This is a genomic window from Acinetobacter sp. Ac_5812 (assembly GCF_013072695.1).
Taxonomy (GTDB): Bacteria; Pseudomonadota; Gammaproteobacteria; order Pseudomonadales; family Moraxellaceae; genus Acinetobacter.
On record NZ_LXUK01000017.1, the window covers coordinates 99,982 to 123,893 of the forward strand.

At 44.6% G+C, this 23,912-nt stretch carries 23 protein-coding genes and 2 tRNA genes; 20 read left to right on the top strand and 5 right to left on the bottom strand.

Annotated features, from left to right (window positions below; all coding sequences use genetic code 11):
• Positions 1–49 precede the first annotated feature (49 nt).
• Positions 50–1,486: an amino acid permease gene (locus tag A7P55_RS12785; protein WP_171552379.1), complete on the top strand. Its 1,437-nt coding sequence runs from the start codon at positions 50–52 to the stop codon at positions 1,484–1,486.
• A 65-nt stretch (positions 1,487–1,551) separates the two neighbouring features.
• Here the strand turns inward: A7P55_RS12785 and A7P55_RS12790 are convergent, their stop codons facing one another.
• Positions 1,552–2,433, bottom strand: a complete 882-nt coding sequence (locus A7P55_RS12790) for a LysR family transcriptional regulator (protein WP_171552380.1) — start codon at positions 2,431–2,433, stop codon at positions 1,552–1,554.
• Positions 2,434–2,598: 165 nt separating this feature from the next.
• On the opposite strand from A7P55_RS12790, the gene A7P55_RS12795 reads away from it, so the two are divergent.
• The 8 genes from A7P55_RS12795 (at position 2,599) to A7P55_RS12830 (ending at position 11,778) form a co-directional block, all read left to right on the top strand.
• A complete protein-coding gene (locus tag A7P55_RS12795; RefSeq protein ID WP_171552381.1) occupies positions 2,599–4,116 on the top strand; it encodes a CoA-acylating methylmalonate-semialdehyde dehydrogenase in 1,518 nt (505 codons plus the stop codon).
• A gap of 11 nt (positions 4,117–4,127) precedes the next feature.
• A complete protein-coding gene (mmsB, locus tag A7P55_RS12800; protein WP_171552382.1) occupies positions 4,128–5,018 on the top strand; it encodes a 3-hydroxyisobutyrate dehydrogenase in 891 nt (296 codons plus the stop codon).
• Positions 5,019–5,097: 79 nt separating this feature from the next.
• Entirely contained in the window at positions 5,098–6,747 is a 1,650-nt protein-coding gene (locus A7P55_RS12805; protein ID WP_171552383.1) for an AMP-binding protein, read from the top strand.
• Between the two features lie 10 nt (positions 6,748–6,757).
• Positions 6,758–7,885, top strand: coding sequence for an acyl-CoA dehydrogenase family protein (locus A7P55_RS12810; protein ID WP_171552384.1), 1,128 nt, complete (start codon positions 6,758–6,760; stop codon positions 7,883–7,885).
• A 21-nt stretch (positions 7,886–7,906) separates the two neighbouring features.
• Positions 7,907–8,680: an enoyl-CoA hydratase gene (locus tag A7P55_RS12815; protein ID WP_171552385.1), complete on the top strand. Its 774-nt coding sequence runs from the start codon at positions 7,907–7,909 to the stop codon at positions 8,678–8,680.
• A gap of 12 nt (positions 8,681–8,692) precedes the next feature.
• Entirely contained in the window at positions 8,693–9,718 is a 1,026-nt protein-coding gene (locus A7P55_RS12820; protein ID WP_171552386.1) for an enoyl-CoA hydratase/isomerase family protein, read from the top strand.
• Positions 9,719–9,836: 118 nt separating this feature from the next.
• A complete protein-coding gene (locus tag A7P55_RS12825) occupies positions 9,837–11,195 on the top strand; it encodes an MFS transporter (RefSeq protein ID WP_171552387.1) in 1,359 nt (452 codons plus the stop codon).
• 211 nt (positions 11,196–11,406) lie between these two features.
• Entirely contained in the window at positions 11,407–11,778 is a 372-nt protein-coding gene (locus tag A7P55_RS12830) for a rhodanese-like domain-containing protein (protein WP_171552388.1), read from the top strand.
• A 64-nt stretch (positions 11,779–11,842) separates the two neighbouring features.
• Here the strand turns inward: A7P55_RS12830 and A7P55_RS12835 are convergent.
• Together A7P55_RS12835 and A7P55_RS12840 are read right to left on the bottom strand one after the other, a co-directional pair.
• A tRNA-Gly gene (locus tag A7P55_RS12835) sits at positions 11,843–11,918 on the bottom strand.
• A gap of 41 nt (positions 11,919–11,959) precedes the next feature.
• Positions 11,960–12,032 (bottom strand) — tRNA-Gly (locus A7P55_RS12840).
• A 190-nt stretch (positions 12,033–12,222) separates the two neighbouring features.
• Between A7P55_RS12840 and A7P55_RS12845 the strand changes: the two genes are divergently transcribed.
• The 5 genes from A7P55_RS12845 to A7P55_RS12865 all read left to right on the top strand — a co-directional run bounded on the left by A7P55_RS12845 (position 12,223) and on the right by A7P55_RS12865 (position 15,058).
• Positions 12,223–12,531, top strand: a complete 309-nt coding sequence (locus A7P55_RS12845) for a BolA family protein (protein ID WP_171552389.1) — start codon at positions 12,223–12,225, stop codon at positions 12,529–12,531.
• Positions 12,532–12,540: 9 nt separating this feature from the next.
• A complete protein-coding gene (locus A7P55_RS12850) occupies positions 12,541–12,933 on the top strand; it encodes a SirB2 family protein (protein ID WP_171552390.1) in 393 nt (130 codons plus the stop codon).
• 82 nt (positions 12,934–13,015) lie between these two features.
• Entirely contained in the window at positions 13,016–13,858 is an 843-nt protein-coding gene (locus tag A7P55_RS12855) for a ParA family protein (protein WP_171552391.1), read from the top strand.
• A 9-nt stretch (positions 13,859–13,867) separates the two neighbouring features.
• Complete coding sequence (locus tag A7P55_RS12860; RefSeq protein WP_004801913.1) at positions 13,868–14,257, top strand: hypothetical protein; 390 nt, start codon at positions 13,868–13,870, stop codon at positions 14,255–14,257.
• Positions 14,258–14,467: 210 nt separating this feature from the next.
• Positions 14,468–15,058, top strand: a complete 591-nt coding sequence (locus tag A7P55_RS12865) for a LysE family transporter (RefSeq protein ID WP_005200752.1) — start codon at positions 14,468–14,470, stop codon at positions 15,056–15,058.
• A 16-nt stretch (positions 15,059–15,074) separates the two neighbouring features.
• Here A7P55_RS12865 and A7P55_RS12870 read toward each other — a convergent pair whose 3' ends face one another.
• Positions 15,075–15,710, bottom strand: a complete 636-nt coding sequence (locus A7P55_RS12870; RefSeq protein ID WP_171552392.1) for a DedA family protein — start codon at positions 15,708–15,710, stop codon at positions 15,075–15,077.
• A 237-nt stretch (positions 15,711–15,947) separates the two neighbouring features.
• Here A7P55_RS12870 and A7P55_RS12875 point away from each other — a divergent pair, with 237 nt between their 5' ends.
• Positions 15,948–16,364, top strand: coding sequence for a DoxX family protein (locus A7P55_RS12875; protein WP_171552393.1), 417 nt, complete (start codon positions 15,948–15,950; stop codon positions 16,362–16,364).
• A 138-nt stretch (positions 16,365–16,502) separates the two neighbouring features.
• A complete protein-coding gene (locus A7P55_RS12880) occupies positions 16,503–16,874 on the top strand; it encodes a NirD/YgiW/YdeI family stress tolerance protein (protein WP_171552394.1) in 372 nt (123 codons plus the stop codon).
• 49 nt (positions 16,875–16,923) lie between these two features.
• On the opposite strand, the gene A7P55_RS12885 is transcribed toward A7P55_RS12880, so the two are convergent.
• Positions 16,924–18,150 carry a DUF445 family protein gene (locus A7P55_RS12885; RefSeq protein ID WP_171487949.1) on the bottom strand — a complete coding sequence of 409 codons (1,227 nt, stop codon included), beginning with the start codon at positions 18,148–18,150 and terminating at the stop codon, positions 16,924–16,926.
• Between the two features lie 444 nt (positions 18,151–18,594).
• On the opposite strand from A7P55_RS12885, the gene guaA reads away from it, so the two are divergent.
• The 4 genes from guaA to A7P55_RS12905 all read left to right on the top strand — a co-directional run bounded on the left by guaA (position 18,595) and on the right by A7P55_RS12905 (position 23,868).
• On the top strand, positions 18,595–20,163 hold the full coding sequence (gene guaA / locus A7P55_RS12890; RefSeq protein WP_171552395.1) for a glutamine-hydrolyzing GMP synthase: 1,569 nt from the start codon (positions 18,595–18,597) through the stop codon (positions 20,161–20,163).
• Positions 20,123–21,004, top strand: coding sequence for an ANT(3'')-II family aminoglycoside nucleotidyltransferase (locus A7P55_RS12895; RefSeq protein WP_252727861.1), 882 nt, complete (start codon positions 20,123–20,125; stop codon positions 21,002–21,004). Before guaA ends, A7P55_RS12895 begins: the two co-directional genes overlap by 41 nt.
• A 127-nt stretch (positions 21,005–21,131) precedes the next feature.
• The gene (locus A7P55_RS12900; protein ID WP_171552397.1) at positions 21,132–22,061 is read left to right on the top strand and encodes a LysR family transcriptional regulator; all 930 of its coding nucleotides are present in this window, start codon (positions 21,132–21,134) and stop codon (positions 22,059–22,061) included.
• Between the two features lie 349 nt (positions 22,062–22,410).
• Complete coding sequence (locus A7P55_RS12905) at positions 22,411–23,868, top strand: aldehyde dehydrogenase family protein (protein WP_171552398.1); 1,458 nt, start codon at positions 22,411–22,413, stop codon at positions 23,866–23,868.
• Positions 23,869–23,912 lie beyond the last annotated feature (44 nt).

Below are 23,912 nucleotides of genomic sequence, written 5' to 3' on the forward strand. Positions count from 1 at the left end.
GTATAAATCAAGGCTGACTCATTTAGGAAAAAAGTAAAAGGAACTTTATATGACGGTTACATCTCATCAGTCAGAAGGCGAACAGTCGCCCCAAGACTTACAACGTAAACTCTCCAATCGCCATTTGCAGTTGATCGCCATCGGCGGTGCCATTGGTACAGGGCTCTTTATGGGCTCAGGCAAAACCATCTCTTTGGCAGGCCCATCAATTCTGTTTATTTACATGATCATTGGTGGCATGTTCTTCTTTTTGATGCGTGCACTGGGTGAGTTATTACTTGCCAACTTGCATTACAAATCCTTTGTCGATATGGCACATGACCTGATTGGACCATGGGCAGGTTATTACATGGGCTGGACCTATTGGTTGGGTTGGGTGCTGGTCGGGATTGCCGATCTGGCCGCCGTAATTAATTATCTCACCTTTTGGTTACCCGAAGGCACCATGTTTACTCCAATTGGGCAGGCCGCCATTAGCGCAGGCTGTGTCCTGTTTGTACTGTTCTTAAACCTGCTCACCGTGCGCCTATTTGGTGAAATTGAATTCTGGTTTGCCCTGATCAAGATTTTAGCGATTATCGGTTTGATTGGTGTTGGTGGCTATATGATCTTTAGCCATTTCCATGCACCGCATGGTGCTGTCGCTTCGCTCAGTAATGTCTGGTCGCATGGTGGTATGTTTCCAAAAGGTCTGGATGGCTTCTTGGCTGGTTTTCAGATCGCAGTCTTTGCCTTTGTTGGGGTGGAATTGATTGGAACTACCGCTGCTGAAACCAAAGATCCGCATAAGAACTTACCCAAGGCCATTAATGCGATTCCGATTCGGATTATTTTATTCTATGTGTTGGCCTTGTTGGTGGTGATGTCAGTGACACCTTGGAACATTATCCGTGCCGATAAGAGTCCATTTGTGGAGTTGTTCTTGAATGCAGGGATTGTGACATCGGCCATCATCATGAATTTGGTGGTGCTATCTTCAGTGATGTCTTCCATGAACAGTGGTGTGTTCTCGACCAGTCGGATGCTGTTTGGTTTATCTAAAGATGGTCAGGCACCCAATGCCTTTGGTCGTTTATCCAAAAGTGCCGTGCCTTCCAATGGTCTGATCTTCTCGTGTGTGTTCATCATGGGCGGGGCAGTGTTGCAATACTTTGTGCCGAATACCCTTGAGGCCTTTACTTTGGCCAGTTCATTGTGTGTGATTCTATTCATTAGTGTCTGGAGTCTGATTATGGTGTGTTATCTGCGCTACCGTAAATTACGTCCAGAACTGCATGCCCAATCCAAGTTTAAAATGCCGGGTGGTGTATTCATGTCTTATATTGTGATTGCTTTCCTGTTATTTGCTTTGGTGATTTTGGCACTTGAACCAGATACCTTAAAAGCACTGTATGTTAGCCCATTGTGGTTGATTATTTTGGTAGTGACTTATCAGCTGATGTATAAACCCCGCATGAAAAAATTGGGGCGTGAATTGGCACAATAGTTCATGTCTATTGAGTAAAAAACCGATCTCCATTGATCGGTTTTTTTATGGTCTAGTCATTCTGTTTAATCCACCAATAAGTGCTGATATTGATCGGCCTGTTTACGTAGATAATCCCAGACCAGTTTAATACGGGGTTCATGCTGCAAATCGACAAAGGTCAACATCCAAAAGGTATGGGTGTAGCGCACCTGTTGTTCTAATACAGCTTCAAGCTCGGGTTTATCATCGGCCAAAAACTTGGGTAAAATTGCCAATCCTGCACCTGCACTGACTGCAATTTGTTGGGCTAAAATACTACTGCTGCGGAAGTTGGCATTCAGTTTCAAAGGTAAACGTTCCATACAATATAGCTCAGGGCTATAGACCAGATCATCAATATAATTGACAAAACGATGTGAAGTTAAATCCTGCAAATCACGGATGGGCGGGTTGAGCGCCAGATATTTTTTGCTGCCATAAATTTTTAAACAATAATCCGAGAGTCGCGTAATGATATAGGGACCTGAGGTGGGTCGTTCAATGGAGACCACAATATCGGCTTCGCGATGCGACAGCTTGATCATTTTCGGTACGGGAATCAGGTCAATGGTGAGCGAGGGATATTGAATGGAAAACTCCGCTAACAAGCGTGCCAGAAAGGCAGTACCAAAACCTTCAGGTGTGCCAATTCGCACACGGCCTTGCAAAGGTTGGTCGGGCTTTTCAATTTGCAGAAAGGCATATTCCATTTGCTCAACCCGTGGCACCAATGCCATTCCTTCCAGCGTCAGCTCATAACCCGAGGCCTCACGTTTAAATAAAGTCACCCCTAAAGCTTGCTCCAATGCCTGAATCCGCCGTGCCACAGTACTGTGTTCCACGCCGATGATCCGTGCCGCATTGGTTAAGGTTTTGGTGCGTGCCAACACTAAAAAAAACTGTAGATGATCCCAATCCACTTTCATTGTTATGGTCTTCCTTGTGCATATTTGCACAACGATCGTGCATTAATTTGCGTTGGTGGTCAAAGCTTTCTTTGCTAGTCTCGAATAAAAGCTGAATAAAGAAAATACGATGATCGATATTTTCTGAACACTGAACACAATAAAAATACGGCCTATGGAGAGGTTATGAACACAATCCAAAATATTCAATTGGAAACCGCCAAGTTACTCATTAATGGCAGTTTTATCGAATCTGAAACCCAGCAATGGCAAGATATTATTAATCCTGCAACGCAGGAAGTGATTGGTCGTGTGCCATTTGCCACGATGCAGGAAGTCGATGCGGCAATTCAGTCTGCACAAGCAGCATTTGCATCTTGGCGTCAAACCCCGATTCAGGCGCGTATGCGCATCATGCTGAAGCTGCAAGACTTGATTCGTGCCAATATGAAAGCAATTGCACAGGTGCTGACGGCTGAACAAGGTAAGACTTTGGCCGATGCCGAAGGTGATATTCAACGCGGTCTGGAAGTGGTTGAGCATGCCTGTTCAGTCGGTACTTTGCAGATGGGCGAATATGTTGAAGGTGTGGCGCGTGGCGTCGATACTTATACCGTACAGCAGCCTTTGGGCGTTTGTGCAGGGATTACCCCATTTAATTTTCCCGCCATGATTCCGCTCTGGATGTTCCCAATGGCAATCGTCTGTGGCAATACCTTTGTGTTGAAACCTTCTGAGCAAGACCCACTCTCGACCATGATGCTGGTGGAGCTTGCGATTCAGGCTGGTATTCCAGCAGGGGTGTTGAATGTGGTACATGGCGGTAAAGAAGTGGTTGATCGTCTGTGTACGCATCCAGATATTAAAGCCATTTCCTTTGTCGGTTCGACCGCAGTGGGCACCCATGTGTATAACCTTGCAGGGCAACATGGCAAACGTGTGCAGTCGATGATGGGGGCAAAAAACCATGTCGCCGTGATGCCCGATGCCAATAAAGAACAAACCTTAAATGCCTTGGTCGGTGCGGCATTTGGTGCAGCAGGGCAACGCTGTATGGCGTTATCGGTTGCGGTGATGGTTGGTGAAAGTAAACACTGGATTCCCGAGTTGGTTGAAAAAGCCAAAACCTTAACCGTGAATGCAGGGCATGAACCAAATACCGATATTGGCCCTGTGATTTCAAAACGTGCCAAAGCCCGTGTACTGGATTTGATCAATAGCGGGGTTGAGCAGGGTGCAGAACTATTGCTGGATGGTCGTGATGTTCAGGTGCTGGGTTATGAGGACGGTAATTTTGTCGGTGCGACCATTTTCAGTGGTGTAAGCACGGATATGCGGATTTATAAAGAAGAAATCTTTGGACCTGTACTGGCGATTATTTCTGTCGATACGCTTGAAGAAGCAATTGCGCTGATCAATGCCAATCCATTTGGTAATGGTGTCGGTTTATTTACCCAAAGTGGCGCAACAGCACGGACTTTCCAGAACCTGATTGATATCGGTCAAGTTGGTATCAATATTCCAATTCCTGTGCCTGTACCGTTCTTTAGCTTTACCGGTTCACGTGGTTCTAAACTGGGTGATTTGGGCCCTTATGGTAAACAGGCGGTGCAGTTCTATACCCAAACTAAAACTATTACCAGCCGCTGGTTTGAAGACAGTCATGAAGTGGGTAGTGTCAATACCACCATCAATTTACGTTAAGGGGATCATGGATGAATATCGCCTTTATTGGTCTAGGGAATATGGGCGGCAGAATGGCCCAAAATCTGCTTAAAGCCGGACTGACAGTCTATGGTTATGACCTCAGCGAAGTGGCCATTCAGCACTTTGCCGAGGCGGGTGGTGTGGTTTGCGACAGCCCACAAGCAGCGGCCAAACAAGCCGATGTGCTGATCAGCATGTTACCTGCGGCCAAACATGTCAAAGAAGTCTATCTCGGTGAAAATGGCGTGTTGGACGTACTGAAAGCAGGCAGCTTATGTATTGACAGCAGTACCATTGACCCGCAAACCATCAAGGACATTGCAGCGGTTGCCCAAAATAAAAATATCCATATTTGCGATGCGCCTGTTTCAGGCGGCACCATTGGCGCACAAGCAGGGACTTTGACTTTTATGGTCGGTGCCAATGACCAGACTTTTGATGAAGTCAAACCTGTACTCAGTCACATGGGCAAAAACGTGGTGCATTGCGGCGAAGTGGGTGCAGGTCAAATTGCCAAAATCTGCAATAATCTGATTCTCGGAATTTCTATGGCTGCGGTCGCTGAAGGCATGGCGCTAGGGGCCAAACTGGGTATTGATCCAAAAGCCTTGGCCGGTGTGATTAACACCTCAAGTGGTCGTTGCTGGAGTTCTGAAGTCTGTAATCCATGGCCACAGATTAATGAAAATGCACCTGCTTCGCGTGGCTATCAAGATGGTTTTGCGACTCAGTTGATGTTGAAAGACTTGGGTCTTGCGGTAGAAGCGGCAGGACAGGTCAAACAACCGATTGTGTTGGGTGGTATGGTGCAGCAGCTGTATCAGCAAATGTGTATGCGCGGCAATGCGCATCTCGATTTTTCCAGCATTATTCAGCAATACCTACCGCCAGAGGCATAACAGCTCAAGCCAAAGGATGGCTTATCAAAAAATTAAACCCTGTCATGAATAACAATCAAAGCAGACTGAGGGAACACAGATGTTGAATTATAAAGAGACGGTACAGGCTTTTGATCTGCAAAGTACAGCAACACAGATGCTGTCAGGTTCAGTCGATGCATTGAATGCCTGTTATGAATGTTGTGATCGCCACGCACAAAGCGACAAGATCGCATTGTATTGGCAAGGCAAAGATGGTCGAAAAGAACAATACACTTTTCGCCAGTTACAGCAATGGTCGAGTCAATTTGCCAATTTCTTAAAATCGCAGGGTGTAAAAGCAGGTGATCGTATTTCAGGATTACTGCCGAGAACACCGGAGTTGCTGGTGACGATTTTCGCGGCATGGCGAATTGGTGCGGTATATCAACCTTTGTTTACTGCATTTGGCCCGAAGGCGATCGAGCATCGTCTGCAACTGGCACAAAGTAAGCTGGTGGTGACGGATACAGGTAACCGCAGCAAACTCGATGAAGTTGAGCGTTGCCCCGCAATTGTCACGGTTGCAGATCAGCAAGCGACGCCGTTAAATCCAGAAGACTTTAATTTCTGGAATGAAGTACAGCAGCAACCTGAGCACTGTGACTTGGTCATGCGAAGCCTTCAAGATCCATTTTTATTGATGTTTACGTCAGGAACCACAGGACCTGCAAAACCTTTAGAAGTGCCGTTAAAAGCCTTACTGGCCTTTGCGCGCTATATGCAAGATGCGGTTGGTCTAAGAGAAGAGGATTCATTCTGGAATATTGCCGATCCAGGATGGGCATATGGCCTGTACTTCGGTATTACTGGCCCCTTATTTTTAGGGCATGCCATCTTGTTCTATGACGGTGGTTTTAGCACGGACAGCCTGTGTCAGATTGTGAAGGATTATCAGATTACCAATCTGGCGGGTGCACCTACGGCTTACCGCATGATGATGGCGGCAGACCCTACTCAAATGGCCGAGTTAAAAGGTCAGTTCCGTGTAGTCAGCAGTGCAGGAGAGCCATTGAATCCAGAAGTGATTCGCTGGTTTAAACAGGTGTTGGATGCGCCGATTTATGATCATTATGGGCAAACTGAAGTGGGCATGGTGGTGTGTAATCACCATGGTTTAAGCCATGAGGTTCGTGTTGGTTCAGCGGGTTTTGCCAGTGCAGGCTATCGTGTTGCCGTCGTGAATGAACAAGGCGAAGAATTGCCTGCAGATACCCCCGGGATTTTAGCGGTCGATATCAGCCAATCACCGATGATGTGGTTTGGTGGCTATCATGAAACGCGTAAATCGCCTTTTATTGGTCAGTACTATTTGACTGGCGATACTGCCGAGTTGCATGCCGATGGCAGCATGAGTTTTGTTGGGCGCAGTGATGATGTGATCACCACCTCGGGCTATCGGATTGGACCGTTTGATGTGGAAAGTGCCTTGCTGGAACATGATGCGGTGGTTGAAGCAGCGGTCATTGGGGTACCTGACCCAGAACGTACCGAGGTGGTGAAAGCCTTTGTGATCTTATCGGCAGGCGTTCAACCCTTAGCACAACTGGCTGAGGAACTGAGTCAATTTGTGAAAAAACGCCTGTCTGCACATGCCTATCCACGTTTAGTCGAGTTCGTTACCGAACTGCCAAAAACCCCAAGTGGCAAAATTCAGCGCTTTTTATTACGTAATCAGGAAATTGCCAAACAGCAAGCGAAAGCAGGGTAAGGAACACAAGATGCAATTAACGGAAGAACAAAGCTTAATTCGAGATATGGCGAAAAGCTTCGCCCAAGAACAAATCAAGCCCAATGCCAGTGATTGGGACCGACACAGCACTTTTCCAAAAGCTGCACTGGCACAGATGGGGCAGCTCGGCTTTATGGGCATGCTGATTCCTGAGCAATGGGGTGGTTCTGATACAGGTAATCTTGCTTATGTCTTGGCGCTTGAGGAGGTGGCCGCAGCCGATGGTGCCACTTCAACCATCATGAGTGTACATAACTCGGTGGGCTGTGTGCCGATTTTAAAATTTGGTAGCGATGAACAGAAACAACGCTTTTTAAAACCCTTGGCACAAGGTGAAATGATTGGTGCTTTTGCCCTGACTGAACCGCATACCGGTTCGGATGCGGCAGCGATTAAAACCCGTGCCGTGAAAGATGGCGATGACTATATTCTCAATGGTGCTAAGCAGTTTATTACCTCGGGTGATAATGCAGGCGTGATTATCGTATTTGCCGTGACTGACCCCAATGCAGGCAAAAAAGGCATCAGTGCCTTCCTCGTGCCACGAGAGACACCCGGTTATGAGGTGATTCGGGTTGAAGAGAAACTCGGTTTACATGCTTCTGATACCTGTCAGATTGCGCTGACTGATGTGCGTATTCATAAAAGCCTAATGCTAGGTCAGGAAGGTGAGGGACTGAAAATCGCGCTTGCCAATCTGGAAGGTGGTCGTATCGGTATTGCGGCACAGGCGGTCGGTTTGGCACGTGCAGCATTGGAAGAAGCCACGCGTTATGCCAAAGAGCGTCTGACCTTTGGCAAAGCAATTTTTGAGCATCAAGCACTGGCATTCCGACTTGCCAGTATGGCGACCGAGATCGAAGCAGCTCGACAACTGGTGCATTACGCTGCACGTCTTAAAGAAGCAGGGCAACCTTGTCTAAACGAAGCTTCCATGGCCAAGCTGTTTGCTTCAGAAATGACCGAGCGCGTCTGCTCGGCTGCGTTACAGGTGTTTGGTGGCTACGGTTATCTGAAAGATTTCCCGATTGAACGCATCTATCGTGATGCTCGAATTTGTCAGATTTATGAAGGCACCAGTGATATTCAACGTTTAGTGATCGCCCGTAGCTTATAACCAGAGAACAAGGAATCGATGATGCAGTGGCAAACCATTTTATTAGAAAAACACAATGGCGTAGGACGGATTACGCTGAATCGCCCGCACGCCTTGAATGCGCTGAATAGTGAATTGATCAGTGAAGTGAATCAGGCCTTAGATGAATTAGAAAAAGATCGAGAGATTGGCTGCATGGTGTTGGCAGGCTCAGAAAAGGCCTTTGCTGCAGGTGCCGACATTAAGGAAATGGCCGAGCTGAACTTTCCCGATATTTATTTTGATGATTTTTTCCATCTGGCCGATCGTATTGCGCAACGCCGTAAACCCTTGATTGCTGCGGTCAGCGGCTATGCGCTTGGCGGTGGCTGTGAATTGGCCCTGATGTGTGACTTTATCTATTGTGCAGACAATGCCAAATTTGGTCTGCCTGAAGTGACTTTGGGTGTGATTCCAGGGATTGGTGGTACACAACGTTTAACCCATGCGATTGGCAAAGCCAAAGCCATGGAAATGTGCTTTACCGCACGGCAAATGGGTGCAGTTGAAGCTGAACAAAGTGGGCTGGTGGCACGTGTGTTTAGTAAAGAACAATTACTTGAACAAACCTTGCAAGCCGCAGAAAACATTGCTGCGCACTCTTTAACGGCCAACATGATGCTGAAAGAAAGCATTAATCGCGCCTTTGAAGTCAATCTGACCGAAGGCTTACGTTTTGAAAGACGGATGTTCCACTCAATTTTTGCCACATCGGATCAGAAAGAAGGCATGCAGGCTTTTGTGGAAAAACGACAAGCCAAATTTAATCATCGATAAGAGATCAATAAAATGAATATCGAACATCAGTTAATGATTGAGCAAAAAGGTGCACTGGGCCTGATTAGCTTAGATCGGGTCAAACATTTAAATGCTTTGTCACTGGAGATGATTGAAGGCATCTGTAGCCAACTGGAACTGTGGCGTTATGATGCAGCGATTCAAGCGGTCTTGATCAAATCGAATAGCCCCAAAGCCTTCTGTGCTGGTGGGGATATCCGTTATTTATATGACAGTTATAAAAATGATACCGCGGATTATAAAGGTTATTTTAGTGCCGAATATAAAATGCTGAACCTGTTACGTGACTATGCAAAGCCTGTAGTGGTGGTACTGGATGGTTATGTGTTAGGTGGTGGTTTTGGGCTAGCACAAGCCTGTCATATTGTGGTGAGCAGTGAAAAATCTCGATTTGCCATGCCTGAAACTGCAATTGGCTTTTTCCCTGATGTCGGTGCCACCCATTTCCTGTCTCGACTGGATGATATTGGGGTTTATCTAGCCATTACGGGCGAGCAGATCAGTAGCAGTGACGCGCTTTATTTAGACTTGATCGACTATCACGTACCGAGTGACAAGTTGGATGCTTTGCAAGATGCGCTGATTAATGAACCGAATTTAAGCAAACAGAATATTGAGCATATTGTTGCGTGCTTTATTACCCGACCTGCTGAAAGTGAACTGAAACAGTTGGCAGATGGTATTCGCAAACATTTCGGTTTTCAGCATTTGGACGAAATTGAGCAAAGCCTTGCGAACGAGCAGGAGGAGCAATTGCAGCCTTGGGCAGAAAAAATGCTCAGCATCTTGCAGCAACGCTCATTCATTGCCAAACAAACCAGTTTGAAACTACAACATTTAGGCCGTGGTCTTTCCTTGCCACAATGCATGCAACTGGAGCGAGACCTACAAGATATCTGGTTTGAACACGGTGATTTCATTGAAGGGGTACGTGCCCTGATTGTAGACAAAGACAAACAGCCGCAATGGCAACAAAGTAACCCTGAGCTGGAACAGATTCTGGAAAAACTCAGCTAAATCCAATCATGCATATTGACTCATCGAAGGAGTAGTAAAACGTCAGACATGCTGATGGTCAGGATTGATGATCAGCAAAAAAACCTAAAACAAGAAGATCCAAGAAAGGAACATGATGATGCAAACAATACATGGAAACGGTTCATCTGCTAAAAAGTCCTCTCATCGCTTGGCGGGTATCTCAAGTATGGTAGGCACCACCATTGAGTGGTATGACTTTTTTATCTACGGTGCGGCAGCAGCTTTAATTTTTAATAAATTGTTTTTCCCTAACCTTGATCCGTTGACGGGTGTGCTTGCCGCATTCGCCACCTATGCGGTGGGATTCATTGGGCGACCGTTGGGTGGTCTGGTATTTGGGCATTTTGGTGACAAGATCGGGCGAAAATCGATGTTATTGCTCACCTTGATGTTGATGGGGATTCCAACTGTACTGATTGGTTTGTTACCCACTTATGAGTCGATTGGTTATTGGGCCGCCATCTGCTTGGTGATCCTGAGATTTATCCAAGGTATGGCCATGGGCGGCGAGTGGGGCGGTGCCGTGTTAATGGCGGTTGAACATGCGCCAGAAGGTAAAAAGGGCTTTTGGGGCAGTCTGCCTCAAGCCAGTACTGGCGGTGGCTTAATGCTTGCCTCACTTGCATTGGGATTAGTATCTTTATTGCCTGAGCAGGCTTTGTTTAGTTGGGGTTGGCGGATTCCGTTTCTTGCCAGCATCGTGTTACTGGCAGTCGGTTGGTACATTCGAGTCAAAGTGCCAGAGTCTCCCGATTTTGAAAAAGTGAAGCAGCAGGCGGAAGAAGTTAAAGTCCCTGCTTTACAGGTTTTTAAAAATCATCCGAAGCAACTGATCACCATTATTGTGGCGCGTGCAGCTGAGAATGCATGGTTTTATATTGCCTCAACCTTTACTTTGGCCTACACCACCACACAGTTGGGGATTGCCAGACAAGAGATCCTCTTTGCTACCATTTGTGGGGCCATTGTGATTATGTTTATGACCCCATTATGTGGACATTTGTCCGATAAAGTGGGGCAGCGCAACATGTTTATGTTCGGCCTATGTGTACTGGCACTGTATAGCTATCCGTTCTTTAGCATGCTCAATACCAAAGACCCTGTGTTGGTCTGGACTGCAATCGTGTTGGCGATCGGGGTAGTTTTCCCAATTATGTATGCACCGCAAGCACAACTGTTTGCGCGGCAGTTCCCCGCAGAAATCCGTTATAGCGGCATTTCGATTTCGGTACAGTTGGCGGGGGTATTGGGTGGTGGACTAGCGCCGTTGATTGCGACCAAGCTACTCAGTGTTGGTGGTGGCAGTCCTCATCTGATTATGATGTATATTGGCAGTATGGCGGTGATTGCGATTATCTCGACCACTTTTATGCCGCGGGATGGACTGCTGGCTGGGATGCAAACTGAGCGCAATCAGACTATAAATGTGCCAACCAAGGTCACAGAATCGTCTTAGTGGAAAGAAATGAATCTGAAAAGGTGCTTGCTCGTCATTAGAAGCACCTTTTTCTTTGAAGGCTTTAAAAGGTTCCACGTGGAGCATAAAATTTTTAGGCATGGGGAGGATTATTTTTAAGCTTTGTTGCAAAGTGTATTTATTCAGGCTTATTTAAATTGAAATGCGCTAGTATTTTGAGTGAGTCCATAATAAAGGAAGGATGATCAGAATGAAGACGGTTGCTGAATGGGTTAAACAGGCAAAATCAGAGATTGAAAATCTAAGCCCAGATCAAGTTGAACAAGAGTTGGCCTCAGGACAGGCAATTCTGGTTGATGTGCGAGATGCAGAAGAGCGTGTTGCTGGAACAATACCAAGCGCATTGCATATCTCTCGTGGCACTTTAGAATTCGCTGCTGATCCGAGTAGTCCGATGTATCGGTCTGAATTACAACCGAATAGTAGAACCATTCTACATTGTGCAGGTGGGGGACGTTCGGCCTTAGCGGTGAAGACCTTGCAGGCATTGGGCTATCGTAATGTGGCACACCTTGATGGCGGCTTTAAAGCATGGGTAGAGGCGAATAAACCCGTGATTTAAAAAATAGATTAAACTAAAGCACAAGAAAAAAGCCCTAATCTTTCGACTAGGGCTTTTTTGAATCTGGAGCGGGAAAGGAGACTCGAACTCCCGACCCCAACCTTGGCAAGGTTATGCTCTACCAACTGAGCTATTCCCGCTAATTGAGCAGTTTTTACGAAAACTTACACTAAAAAATTTGAGCGGGAAAGGAGACTCGAACTCCCGACCCCAACCTTGGCAAGGTTATGCTCTACCAACTGAGCTATTCCCGCATGCCGTGTATAATACATTATGCAAAAATAGGGTCAATAATTTTATGCAAAGAAATTGATTATTTGCATAAAATTAAAGCACTTTCATGCAAAAAAAGCAGGATAAAGCAAATTTTTGTACAAAAGTTTCCCTCAGATTGCGCTCATGTATACTAATGAGCTATCTCAATCTGACCTTACAGAGTGACTGATGAACTTAGAACAACAGTTGATTGAACATTTAAACACGCTCGCACCGACCCATCTTGAAGTGATTAATGAGTCGGCAGGGCATGGCGGATATTTCCCAGGTAAAGAGTCACACTTTAAAGTCATCGTGGTAAGTGATGAATTTCAAGGACTACGTTTAGTACAACGTCACCAAAAAATTTATGCCGTTGCAGCGGAGTTGATGAGTCCTGGTCGAATCCATGCACTTGCGATTCATGCTTATATACCTAGCGAATGGCAAGGCCAAGCACCTGCCAGCCCTGAATGTGCACACGCACCAAAAAGCTAAGGATCAATGATGGATATCCATTTACTCACTAAAATTGTGCATATGTCTGCAGTGAGCTTATTGATCATTGCTTTTGTATTACGTGGTTCAACACTCTTTGTTGGTGTACAAGATCAACAACCCAATCCAAAAGCACGTAAAGGCTTGGTGGGTTTGCAACATCTGGCTTTGACCTTAATTATTGTGACGGGTGCGGTTTTACTGTTCAAGAATAACTTTGAGGTGCAGCCTTGGTTCTACGCCAAAGTGATTTTATTTTTTGTGTTGTGGTCTTCTTTGATTAAAACCTATAAAAAGGACAGTAGCATTTTATTGGAACAACGCCGTGCAGGATTACTCATCGGGACGGTGGCGATGGTGGGGATTCTCGGTTTGGTGATGATTAAGCCGGTTTTTGCCTGATTGTTTGACACATTGTTTGAGTAATTGTTTTGTCACTAGGTTAAACTGCGTGCAGTTTACAAAAATATTATAGAGGGAAATCATGTTAACGCGTGTGGTGTTTAACCAAAAAGGTGGTGTGGGGAAATCAAGTATTACAGTCAATCTCGCTGCGATTAGCGCGAAACAGGGATTCAGAACCTTGGTGATTGACCTTGATCCACAAGCGAATTCAAGCCAATACCTTTTAGGTGAAGATGCAACCTATTCTGCTGACAAAGCAGCATTAGAGCCAAACATTGAAAACTTCTTTGATGATATTTTAGGGAGTACGCAGCAAAAGGGCTTGATCGGCAATGCGATTGGTTCAATCCTGAAAGCACCACGTGGCAAAGGTTTGGATAGTTATGTACATCGGACTACTTTTGACAATCTGGATGTGATTCCTGCAAGCCCAAGCCTAGGTGCATTAGAGCATGCACTAGAAAGTAAACACAAAATTTATAAATTACGTGATTCGATTCAGTCTCTCAGTGCACGCTATGACCGTATCTTTATTGATACACCGCCCGCGTTTAACTTCTTTACTTTATCTGCATTAATTTCAGCAGATCGCGTGCTGATTCCGTTTGATTGTGACGTGTTTTCAAAACGTGCGTTACAAACTTTGATTGAAAATGTGCTCGAAACCCAAGATGATCATAATGATCGCTTGGAGATTGAGGGAATTGTGGTCAATCAGTTCCAATCTCAGGCAAAATTACCTCGTGAAGTGGTTCAACAGTTAAAAGATGAAGGTTTGCCTGTGCTGGATAGCATGTTGCCGCCATCGATCTTGATGAAAGAATCACATCAAAAGAATTTACCCTTGATTCATTTGGCATCTGACCACAAATTGACCGTCGCTTATGTGACCCTGTTCAATGAGATTGAATCAAAGAAATAAGAGAATCTTATGAAACGCTTATATTGGATGCCTGTTTTGGCAGCGAGCATGTTATTGGGTGCATGTGCATCAACGGTTAAGCCAGCTTATGTATCGCCGACACAATATCAAGCACTGAATTGCCAGCAGTTGCAAGCCGAGTACAACCGTATTCAGCTTTATATCGAAAATGGTGTGCAAACGCCAAAACGTACAGGTGTGGGTGTCGGTCTTGGCCTTGGTGGTGGCTGGGGCAGAGGCGGTTGGGGCTTTGGTCCATCGATCTCGGTCAATATGGGACAGTCGATGAATACCAAAAATACTGAACTTGCCAATGTATTAGGCCAACAAGATGCGATTGTACAGGCAGCAAAATTTAAAGGTTGCCCAATCATTGTAAAACAACGCCCAAAATCGTAAATTTTGAGAACTGATCGTCATCGCACAAGATGGCGGTCAGTAACTAAATTATAGCAAAATGTTTCAAAATATAATGATAAAAATCAAATAATTGAATTGGTAATGCCCCGCAACTTACTGATTTGTCTCGTTCAGCCACACTGCTAAAATTTGTGTTTTTGCCCTAAATTCGTTTAAGGTGGCGCCCATGTATAGTCGTTCGGTATGTATATGATTGAGAGTTGGTTTTTTGTTTTGGCGATGTTGGCGGTATTGTTAATACCAGGTCCGACCAATGCTTTGCTTGCCAGTGCAACACATCAACACGGTGTACCTAAAACGATGACTTTTATCCCAATTGAATGGTTGGGTTATCTGTATGGCATTAGTTTATGGGCGCTTTTCATTCATTTATTTGATCCGATTTGGCCTGCAATTGGCGCAATTCTACATACGCTCAGTTTGCTCTATGTGCTGTGGATGGCATTCCATCTGTGGAAAGGCTCACACCTACAAAAACTAGATCAACATCACCAACATATCCGTAAAAGACAGCTGTTTCTCTCAACCTTGAAAAATCCGAAAACAGTCTTGTTGGCCTCTGGTATTTTTCCAAGTGAAACATGGAACTCGATTGAGCAAGCCGCGCTGGTTTTTGCGATTTTTAGTCTTATTTTGATTCCAGTCAGTATTTTCTGGATGCTGTTTGGACGTGCTTTACTGGCGGGAAGTTTGGTGGGAATCAAAGCCGATCATCTATATAAAGGATCGGCCATGTTATTACTGATTTGTATGCTGCCAATGATCTTTCGTTTGTTTTAAACTAAGCTTCAATTTATTACGCTTTGGCGCCCTTCATTTTCTGGCGAATGAAGCCAATCACACCCGGTAATACACTGATAATAATGATACCGAAAATGAGATGGGTAAAATTATCTTTCACGATTGGCATATTTCCGAATAAATAGCCAAGCGTAATGAACGATGCGATCCAGCAAAATGCACCCACGACGTTATAGGTCAAGAAGTACTTATAGTTCATACTGCCAGCACCCGCCACAAAAGGAGCGAAGGTACGCGCAAAAGGCACAAAGCGGGCAAAAATAATAGTTTTACCGCCGTGACGTTGAAAGAATGCTTGGGTTTTAAGCAAATGTTGTTTATTGATAAAACGTGAATTGGTTTCAAATACGCGTGGACCCACGTAACGGCCAATATGATAGTTTAAGGTGTCACCTAAAACGGCGGCGATAAATAATAGAATGCCAAGCACCCATGGATCCATTGCACCTGTAGACGCTGCTAATGCACCAGCTGCAAATAACAAGCTATCTCCTGGTAAAAATGGCATCACCACCAAACCAGTTTCAACAAAAATAATTAAGAATAAAATGGCATAAATCCAAACGCCATAATTGGTAATAAATTCTAAAAGGTGTTCGTCAACGTGCAGAATAAAATCAATGAGTTCCATGGAGGTGTTAACACTATGAATGTGGACTAAATCCTAGCAGCGCCTCTGTAGAAAGTCAGTATAAAAAGCAAATTAATTGGTAACTTTTCAGAACAGATGAGGAGAGGGCTTGAGGCAGAAAAATATTCTTATTGTTGCAAATAAGGAACGATATGTTAACTAAATTGGTGTTTATTGCAAAATTAAAGCTACATAAACTGCTAGCATGTTAAAAAACAAACAGTGTGGAAATTGATTATGTTTAATCCGAATGTTGTTGTAAAAAATATCGTAACACAGTCTGGCGTGGCCAATGTTGTGACTTTGATTGCGCGTTTGTTATTGGCTTATATTTTTCTTGTTGCAGGTTGGGGCAAGATCGTAGGCTATGCGGGTACAGTGAGTTATATGGAATCCATGGGTGTTCCAGGTGCGTTATTACCTTTGGTGATCTTGGTTGAGTTTGGTGGTGGCTTGGCTCTACTATTTGGTTTCCAAACACGTTTTGCATCTTTGGGTTTAGGTCTTTTTAGTATTATTACAGCCTTTATCTTCCATGCTGGTGCAGAAGATGCGATTAACTTTATGAAGAACTTTGCGATGGCAGGTGGCTTCTTTATGTTGATGCTCTATGGTGCAGGTCGTATTAGCCTCGATCATCTGATTGAAAAATAATAAGCTCATCAGAGCTTGCCCCGCGCTCAGTCGCGGGGTTAAATTCGTATGTCTCACTCGCTTACTTACAAACTGAAGCCGACAGCCGTGCTTATTTCTGTTTAGATCATAAATGGTTAAAACAAATAGGACATGAAAATGAAAAAAATGTTGATCAGTTGTGGGTTGGTGGTCGTTACAGGTTTATCAAGCCTAGCATGGGCAGGTAAGGATGATCATGTATTGGTACAGGAAGCGGCAAAGAATGTGGTGACCGTAAGCCAAGTCGCGAAATTGGCCGATGAAACCGGTGTCACTCTGACTGGCCAGATTAGCAAACATCTGCAAAGCGACCATTATGAGTTTAAAGATTCGAGCGGTACGATCAGCGTTGAAATTGATGATGATCTTTGGCATCAAGCAGGGTTAAAAGTGGGTGATCATGTACGTTTAGTGGGTGAAGTGGATACCCATCGCTATAAACCAACCGATATCGAAGTGATTAAAATCGAAAAATATTCGCATCGATAAAAGTATAAAAAAAGGAAGCTCAAGCTTCCTTTTTTTGATGTCTGATGTTTTAGAGCATGAAATGGATTTGCATTTCCCCGACGAGGAAACCCAGTACAGCACCGACAATAATCAAAGACCATTCATCTTCTTTGAATGCGGGACGTAGCATCCCTTCAAATTCTTCTGGACTCAGTTTCTGCATCCGTTCAACCAGCGTATTGCGCACATTCATCGCATCTTCCGCATAAGACTCCACATAGCGCATGGTGTCTGGAAGTTGCTTGAGAATACGCTCTGCCACTTCGGTTTTCAGGTTTTGATATTTCTCACCACCAATCGCATAGACCACCAATGGACGTACAATACCGGCCTGTAAATCGATTTCTTGTTTGACTTGACGACTCACTAACTCGATGACTTTGTCTGAATGTGTGCCTGAGAACAACTCTTCCATCATATTGCGTGAGGTCAGCAACTGTTTAGAAATGAGTGCGGCATAGTCAGCGGCGACTTCATTTTGACGTTTAATGAATAGACCCTGCCAAGTATAACCCATGATCTTTTTTGGGTATAACGGACGGAACATCATTTGCAAGGCCATCCAGTCGCTAAAGAAGCCGACAAATCCACCAAACATCGGCAGCATCCATGGATATTTACCTTGGGTCACGATCCAGCACAGCATTTGGACCACACCAATCGCAAAACCAAAGACGAAACCGACATTACTAAAGAATTTAAATTCCTGTTTGCCGACTTTCTTAAAGATTTCATTGAGCAGACGTTTATCCTTAAGCAGGTTGTTGATCACCATATGTTTGATGTCGAAGTACTTGGCAACGTCCTTCTGCACTTCACTCATAATGTGTTCAACAATCTCTGGTGCTTTGGCTTGAACACGCTTAATCAGTTTTTGTCGTGCAAACTCAGGCATGCCTTCCCATAGACCGGGTTGGTATTGTTGTGCCACTTCACGGGTAATGTCCTCAGCCGCTGCCATCAATGGTTTTTCAATTTCTTGGGCAATACGTTTGGGGTCGAGTCGGGCAAAAATTTCTTCGGGTTTAATCAGCTTGGAGGTCATCAACTCCACTGCTGTGGTGGCCATCTTCTCTGCTTTACGGGGAACAATCCCTTGCCATCCGAGTGGAAGACCAAATAATCGCAACCCTTTAAACTCAAGTGGTGAGAACATCATTTGAATGGCAATAACCTTGGTTACATAACCAATAAAACCACTGATAAAGGGGATTGAAATATATAACCAGAAATTCTGTTGAAAATCCGCAATCATTTCTTGAAACATTATTTTATTGGTCCTTTCAAGTCCTAATTGTTGCTCGTGGTCGGGCAAGCGCTAGATGATAGTGAAATATTTTCGGTCATTGATGAAACACCAAGACCATTAATTTTTGAGTTACCCTTTAATTTTTCCTTTGAATCAGGACATCACAATCGTATAAAAAGGCAACGATGCTGTCGATTGAATACCTTTCCATGGTAATGCATATCTTGACTCGTCATCTTAGCACCAATTTTTGCTTTGTGTTGAGCAGAATGGGCAAGAATTATTGATTTAACTCTCCTTATTTTGTGCTTTGCTGTGAAATTTTAGTTTAAATATCAGTGTTGATTCAGCTGTTCAATGAAAAAACAAGATAGATGATGAATTGCGATGCGCCAAAGCGTGAAAAATGTTAGAATATGGCGCTTAATTCATTTGCCTTTAAGATGAACCATGACGACCAATACTCAAATTACTGAAGATCGTATCCTTATTTTGGATTTCGGCTCTCAATATAGCCAGCTGATTGCACGTCGTGTACGTGAAGCGGGTGTCTATTCTGAAATGTATGCATTCGATATGTCTGAAGAAGACATTCGTGCGTTTAATCCGAACGGGATTATTTTATCAGGCGGCCCTGAGAGCGTACATGAAGAAGGAAGCCCACGCGCGCCGCAAGTTGTATTTGAATTAGGCGTACCAGTGTTGGGTATTTGCTATGGTTTACAAACCATGTCTGAACAACTTGGCGGTAAAGTAGAGCCAGGTACAGTACATGAGTTTGGTTATGCAGAAGTGGATATTCTAGTACGTGATCATTTAATTGGTAACTTGCAAGATCGCGAGAACCAACTTCACGTATGGATGAGTCATGGCGATAAAGTAAGTGCAATTCCGGAAGGTTTCCAAGTTACCGCAAGCACACCTAGCTGCCCATTTGCTGCGGTGAGTGATGAAACACGTCGTTTCTATGGCGTTCAGTTCCACCCAGAAGTGACTCACACGGCAAAGGGTGCTGAACTACTGTCTAACTTCGTACATCAGATTTGTGGTTGCCGCGGTCTTTGGACGCCTGAACACATTATCGACTTACGCGTAGAACAGTTACGTGCACAAATTGGCGATGAAAAAGTTCTATTAGGTTTGTCTGGTGGTGTGGATTCATCTGTGGTTGCTGCGTTATTGCATAAAGCCATTGGTGATCAGTTGACCTGTGTATTTGTGGACAATGGTTTACTTCGTTTAAACGAAGGTGATCAAGTGATGCAAATGTTTGCAGAAAACATGGGGATCCGTGTCATTCGTGCTGATGCTGAACAGCGCTTCTTAGCTGCGTTGGCAGGTGAAGTTGATCCTGAGAAAAAGCGTAAAATCATTGGTCGTGAGTTCATCGCAGTTTTTGCCGAAGAAGCACGTAAACTTGATGGCGTGAAATTCTTGGCACAGGGTACGATTTATCCAGACGTAATTGAATCTGCTGCAAGCAAACAAGGTAAAGCACACGTGATTAAATCACACCACAACGTGGGTGGTTTACCTGATGATTTAGAATTTGAATTGGTTGAGCCATTACGTGACTTGTTTAAAGACGAAGTACGTAAATTAGGTACCACCATTGGTTTACCGCATAGCATGATTTACCGTCATCCGTTCCCAGGTCCAGGTTTGGGTGTGCGTATTTTGGGTGAAGTGAAAAAAGAATATGCAGATATTCTTCGTCTTGCTGACGACATCTTTATGCAAGAACTGCGTGACAGCGGTTGGTACGACAAAACTGCACAAGCATTTGCAGTATTCCAACCTGTAAAATCAGTGGGTGTGGTGGGTGATGGTCGCCGTTATGCATGGGTGATTGCACTTCGTGCCGTGGAAACCGTTGACTTTATGACAGCACGCTTTGCGCATTTACCGTATGATTTGGTTGATAAAATTTCAACCCGTATCATGAACGAAATTAAAGATGTTTCACGCGTCGTCTACGATGTTTCATCTAAACCACCAGCAACGATTGAGTGGGAATAAGACCAAGGGCAGGATGAAAATCCTGCCCTTTTTTATGCGATTGACAAAGAGGTCAAGTATGTCTGAAACCTTGCAACTCGAACAGTTAACAGGATCTTTACAGCAGCTTTTGGGTGAATCCCTCTTTGCCATTTATCTGTATGGTTCAGCTGTTGATGGCGGGCTAGGTCCAGAAAGTGATCTGGATGTTTTGGTTGTGGTGAGTCAAGCACTGACATTCCAGCAACGACAGCAACTGGCAGAAACCTTATTACACATTTCGCATCCGATTGGTACTGCACAACGTGCACTTGAAGTCACCATCGTACACAAAGATCATATTGTTTCGGGAAGTTATCCGCTCAGCTACGAACTGCAATTTGGGGAATGGTTACGGGAGGAATTAAGCCAAGGCAATATACTTAGCGAACATGCAGACCCAGATCTGAGTATTTTGCTGAAGAAAGCACAACTGCATCATCGTAGTTTGTTGGGGCCAAGTCTGACGCAGTGGTCAGCTGAGATTCCTGAACAGCAACTCTGGCAGGCGATGGCAGACACCTATCCATCGATTGTGGCGCATTGGGATGAGGATGCCGATGAGCGTAATCAAATTTTGGCCTTATGCCGTATTTATTTTAGTTTAGTGACGAACGAGATTGCACCTAAAGATCAGGCTGCGCAATGGGTGGTTGCTCAGTTACAACCGCAACATCAGCCTGTTTTGCAGCGCATGATCCAAGAATATAAAGGTAAGATAGGCAAGCAAAATTGGCAACAACAACATCAGGCTTTAGGTCCTGTTGTTGATTTCCTCAGTATGAAAATAAAAGTGCTTTTAGAGCAAAAAATACATAAATAATAAACAGTAAAGGACATTGCTTGGATTGTTGCATGGATAAGACTTAGTATTGCAAGAACAGACTATTCAAGCAGGCACGATTAGACCTAACATCAGTCTACGACTAAACCCAGATAGGGAGTGCCTTTTGAACCAGATTGTTGAAATGCAAACTTATATCGCTGTGGTTGAAGCAGGCAGTATTACCCACGCAGCGAAACGTCTGGGCATTACCAAATCGGTGGTGAGCCAACGGATTCAACAATTGGAACAGCGTTTATCTGCCGCACTGATTCATCGTGGTCGGAGTATGTTGCTCACCGAGGCTGGGCAGGAATTTTATCGGCAGTCGACCAAGATTCTGGCGGAGTTAAGTGACTTGGAAGCGTCTATTAGTGCTCGGCATGAGCATTTAAGTGGCAGTTTTCGTTTATCGGTACCACAGGCGTTTAACATTCAATTTCTCGCGCCTTATTTGGCGGAGTTCATGCAACTGTATCCTGAACTCAAGCTGGATATTGAGTCGAGTGATCAGTTCGTCAATTTGAATAATGGTCATTATGATGCAGCGATTCGGATGGGGGAATTACCCGATTCCAATCTAATCAGTCAAACGATAGCACCGAATCATCATTATATTTGCGCAAGTCCAGACTACTTACAAGCATATGGAAGACCAACACATCCCAATGAGCTGTTGCAACATCGTGGTCTGTTGTATTTGTCCCGAGAACCACATGGTATGTGGCAACTCCCTGTCGATGCTAAGAAGGCTTTTTTTCGCATTTCACCTTATCTGCGCACAGATAGTGGTCATCAATTATTGGAAGCCGCCAAGCTTGGCTTGGGGATTGCGATTTTACCTAGTTTTCTTGCCGCAGACGCCATTTGCCAGCAGCAACTCAAGGTGATCTTGCCTGAGTTTTCTCCTTCGGGAGGCAATATTTCAGTGGTTTATCGCATGTCGAATCGAGCCACTCCTAAAATTCAAGCTTTGGTTGATTTTCTATCCAGAAAAATTGGCCATCCCACGCCTTGGGATAGCCAGATTCAGAGCACTTTGCAACAGTCGTCATAAGGTATTGTTCGGAAAAAGCGAATCATGGTTTTGCTTTTTGTGGTCTAGCGAACAAAAAACTTCATTTGGTAGGGTGTTTGCCTCGCTTTAACCCCTATTGATATCGGGTGATCTCAGAAGATCGGGAATTCAATCCGCATTTACGCTAACGATGTATTGCCATCACAAGTCAAACCCATGAATCCAAAGTAACTTGCAAGTGTTGTTTAGAAATAGCATGGGTTGCAGTTTGGCAATTGCTTAGATTGTCGATTGTATGAGTGAAAGAGGATGGTGAACATGGTAGCAAACAAATATTTGATTGAGGACCCAGCCGATCTTCTCTTATTTTCATTTTTAGGATGTGCAGATGAATAGACTAGCTAAAAACTGGATTAATGGTGAGTGGGTGGACTCTCATCAGCATATACAGTCGATAAATCCAGCAACATATGAAGTGATCGGGCAATATGCCAATGCGACGGTAGAGCAGGTGGAAGCTGCTATATGGGCAGCAAAGACCGCATTAAAAAAAACCGATTGGAAGCGTGACCGCCGTTTACGCGCAAAAGTACTCAATGAAATGGCCGATGCTTTTGAACGCCATGCAGATGAGTTGATTGAGATCCTTGCCACTGAAAATGGAAAAATTAAAGCAGAAGCCAGCTTTGAAGTGACGATGGTTCCTGCCAAATTACGTTATTACGCGGCATTAACCTTGACCGAGTACGGTAGAGCATTAGAACCAAAGCCAGGCAGCTATTCCATGGTTTTGCGTGAACCGATGGGTGTGTCTGGAATTATTGTGCCGTGGAATTCTCCAGTGGTTTTAATGATTCGTTCACTGGCACCTGCATTGGCCGCGGGCACTACAACAGTCATTAAGATGCCGGGTCAAACCGCACAAACCAATGCGGTGATCTCCCGAATTTTTTCTGAGCTTTCTTCATTACCACAGGGGGTGATCAATCTTTTTAGTGAGTCAACTGGAGGTGGAGCACGCCTATTGGTTGAATCTGCAGATGTCCCTGTGATTAGCTTTACAGGCAGCACGGCAACTGGTAAGGCCATTTCGGCCACAGGTGCGCAACATCTGAAACGATTTGGCTTAGAGCTAGGGGGTAAAACGCCGATGATTGTGTTTAAAGATGCTGATCTCGATCTGGTCTTGCCGAAGTTAGAAAAAGCGCTCACCATCTTCGCTGGGCAGTTCTGTATGACTGGTTCACGTTTATTGGTGCAACGTGAGCTGGCAGATGAACTAAAACAGAAACTGGCTCAGCGCTTGGAAGCAGTTAAAGTTGGCCCTGCTGCTGATCCAAGCAGTGATATGGGACCATTGATCGACAAAAATAATGTAGCACGTGTCGATGCGGTGGTTGAAAAAGCGATTGCCGAAGGAGCGAAGGTCATTGTTCGTGGTGGGCCGATCACTGAGGGTGAGTTGGCGAAAGGGGCTTTCTACCGCCCAACCTTGCTTGAAGTGAATGATAATTCGATGGAAATCATTCAGGAAGAAACCTTTGGGCCAGTGCTGACTTTACAGGTGTTTGATACGGAAGCGGAAGCGATTGCGCTCGCCAATGACAATCAATATGGTTTAGCGGCTTCAATCTGGAGTCGTGATGTGGATTTACCGTTGCGGGTGGCGACGGAAATGGAAGCAGGCACGGTTTGGATCAATGATTGGGCTGTGGTTTATGATGAGTTTGAGGAAGGCGGTTTCAAAAATTCTGGACTTGGCCGAATGAATGGTATGGCGGCGATGGATGACTTTATTGAATATAAGCACATTACCATTTCAACCGGTATTTCTAGAGTGGAATAGGTGTTTTTTCAGTCATTGAATGAGATATCAAATAGCGCATCGAT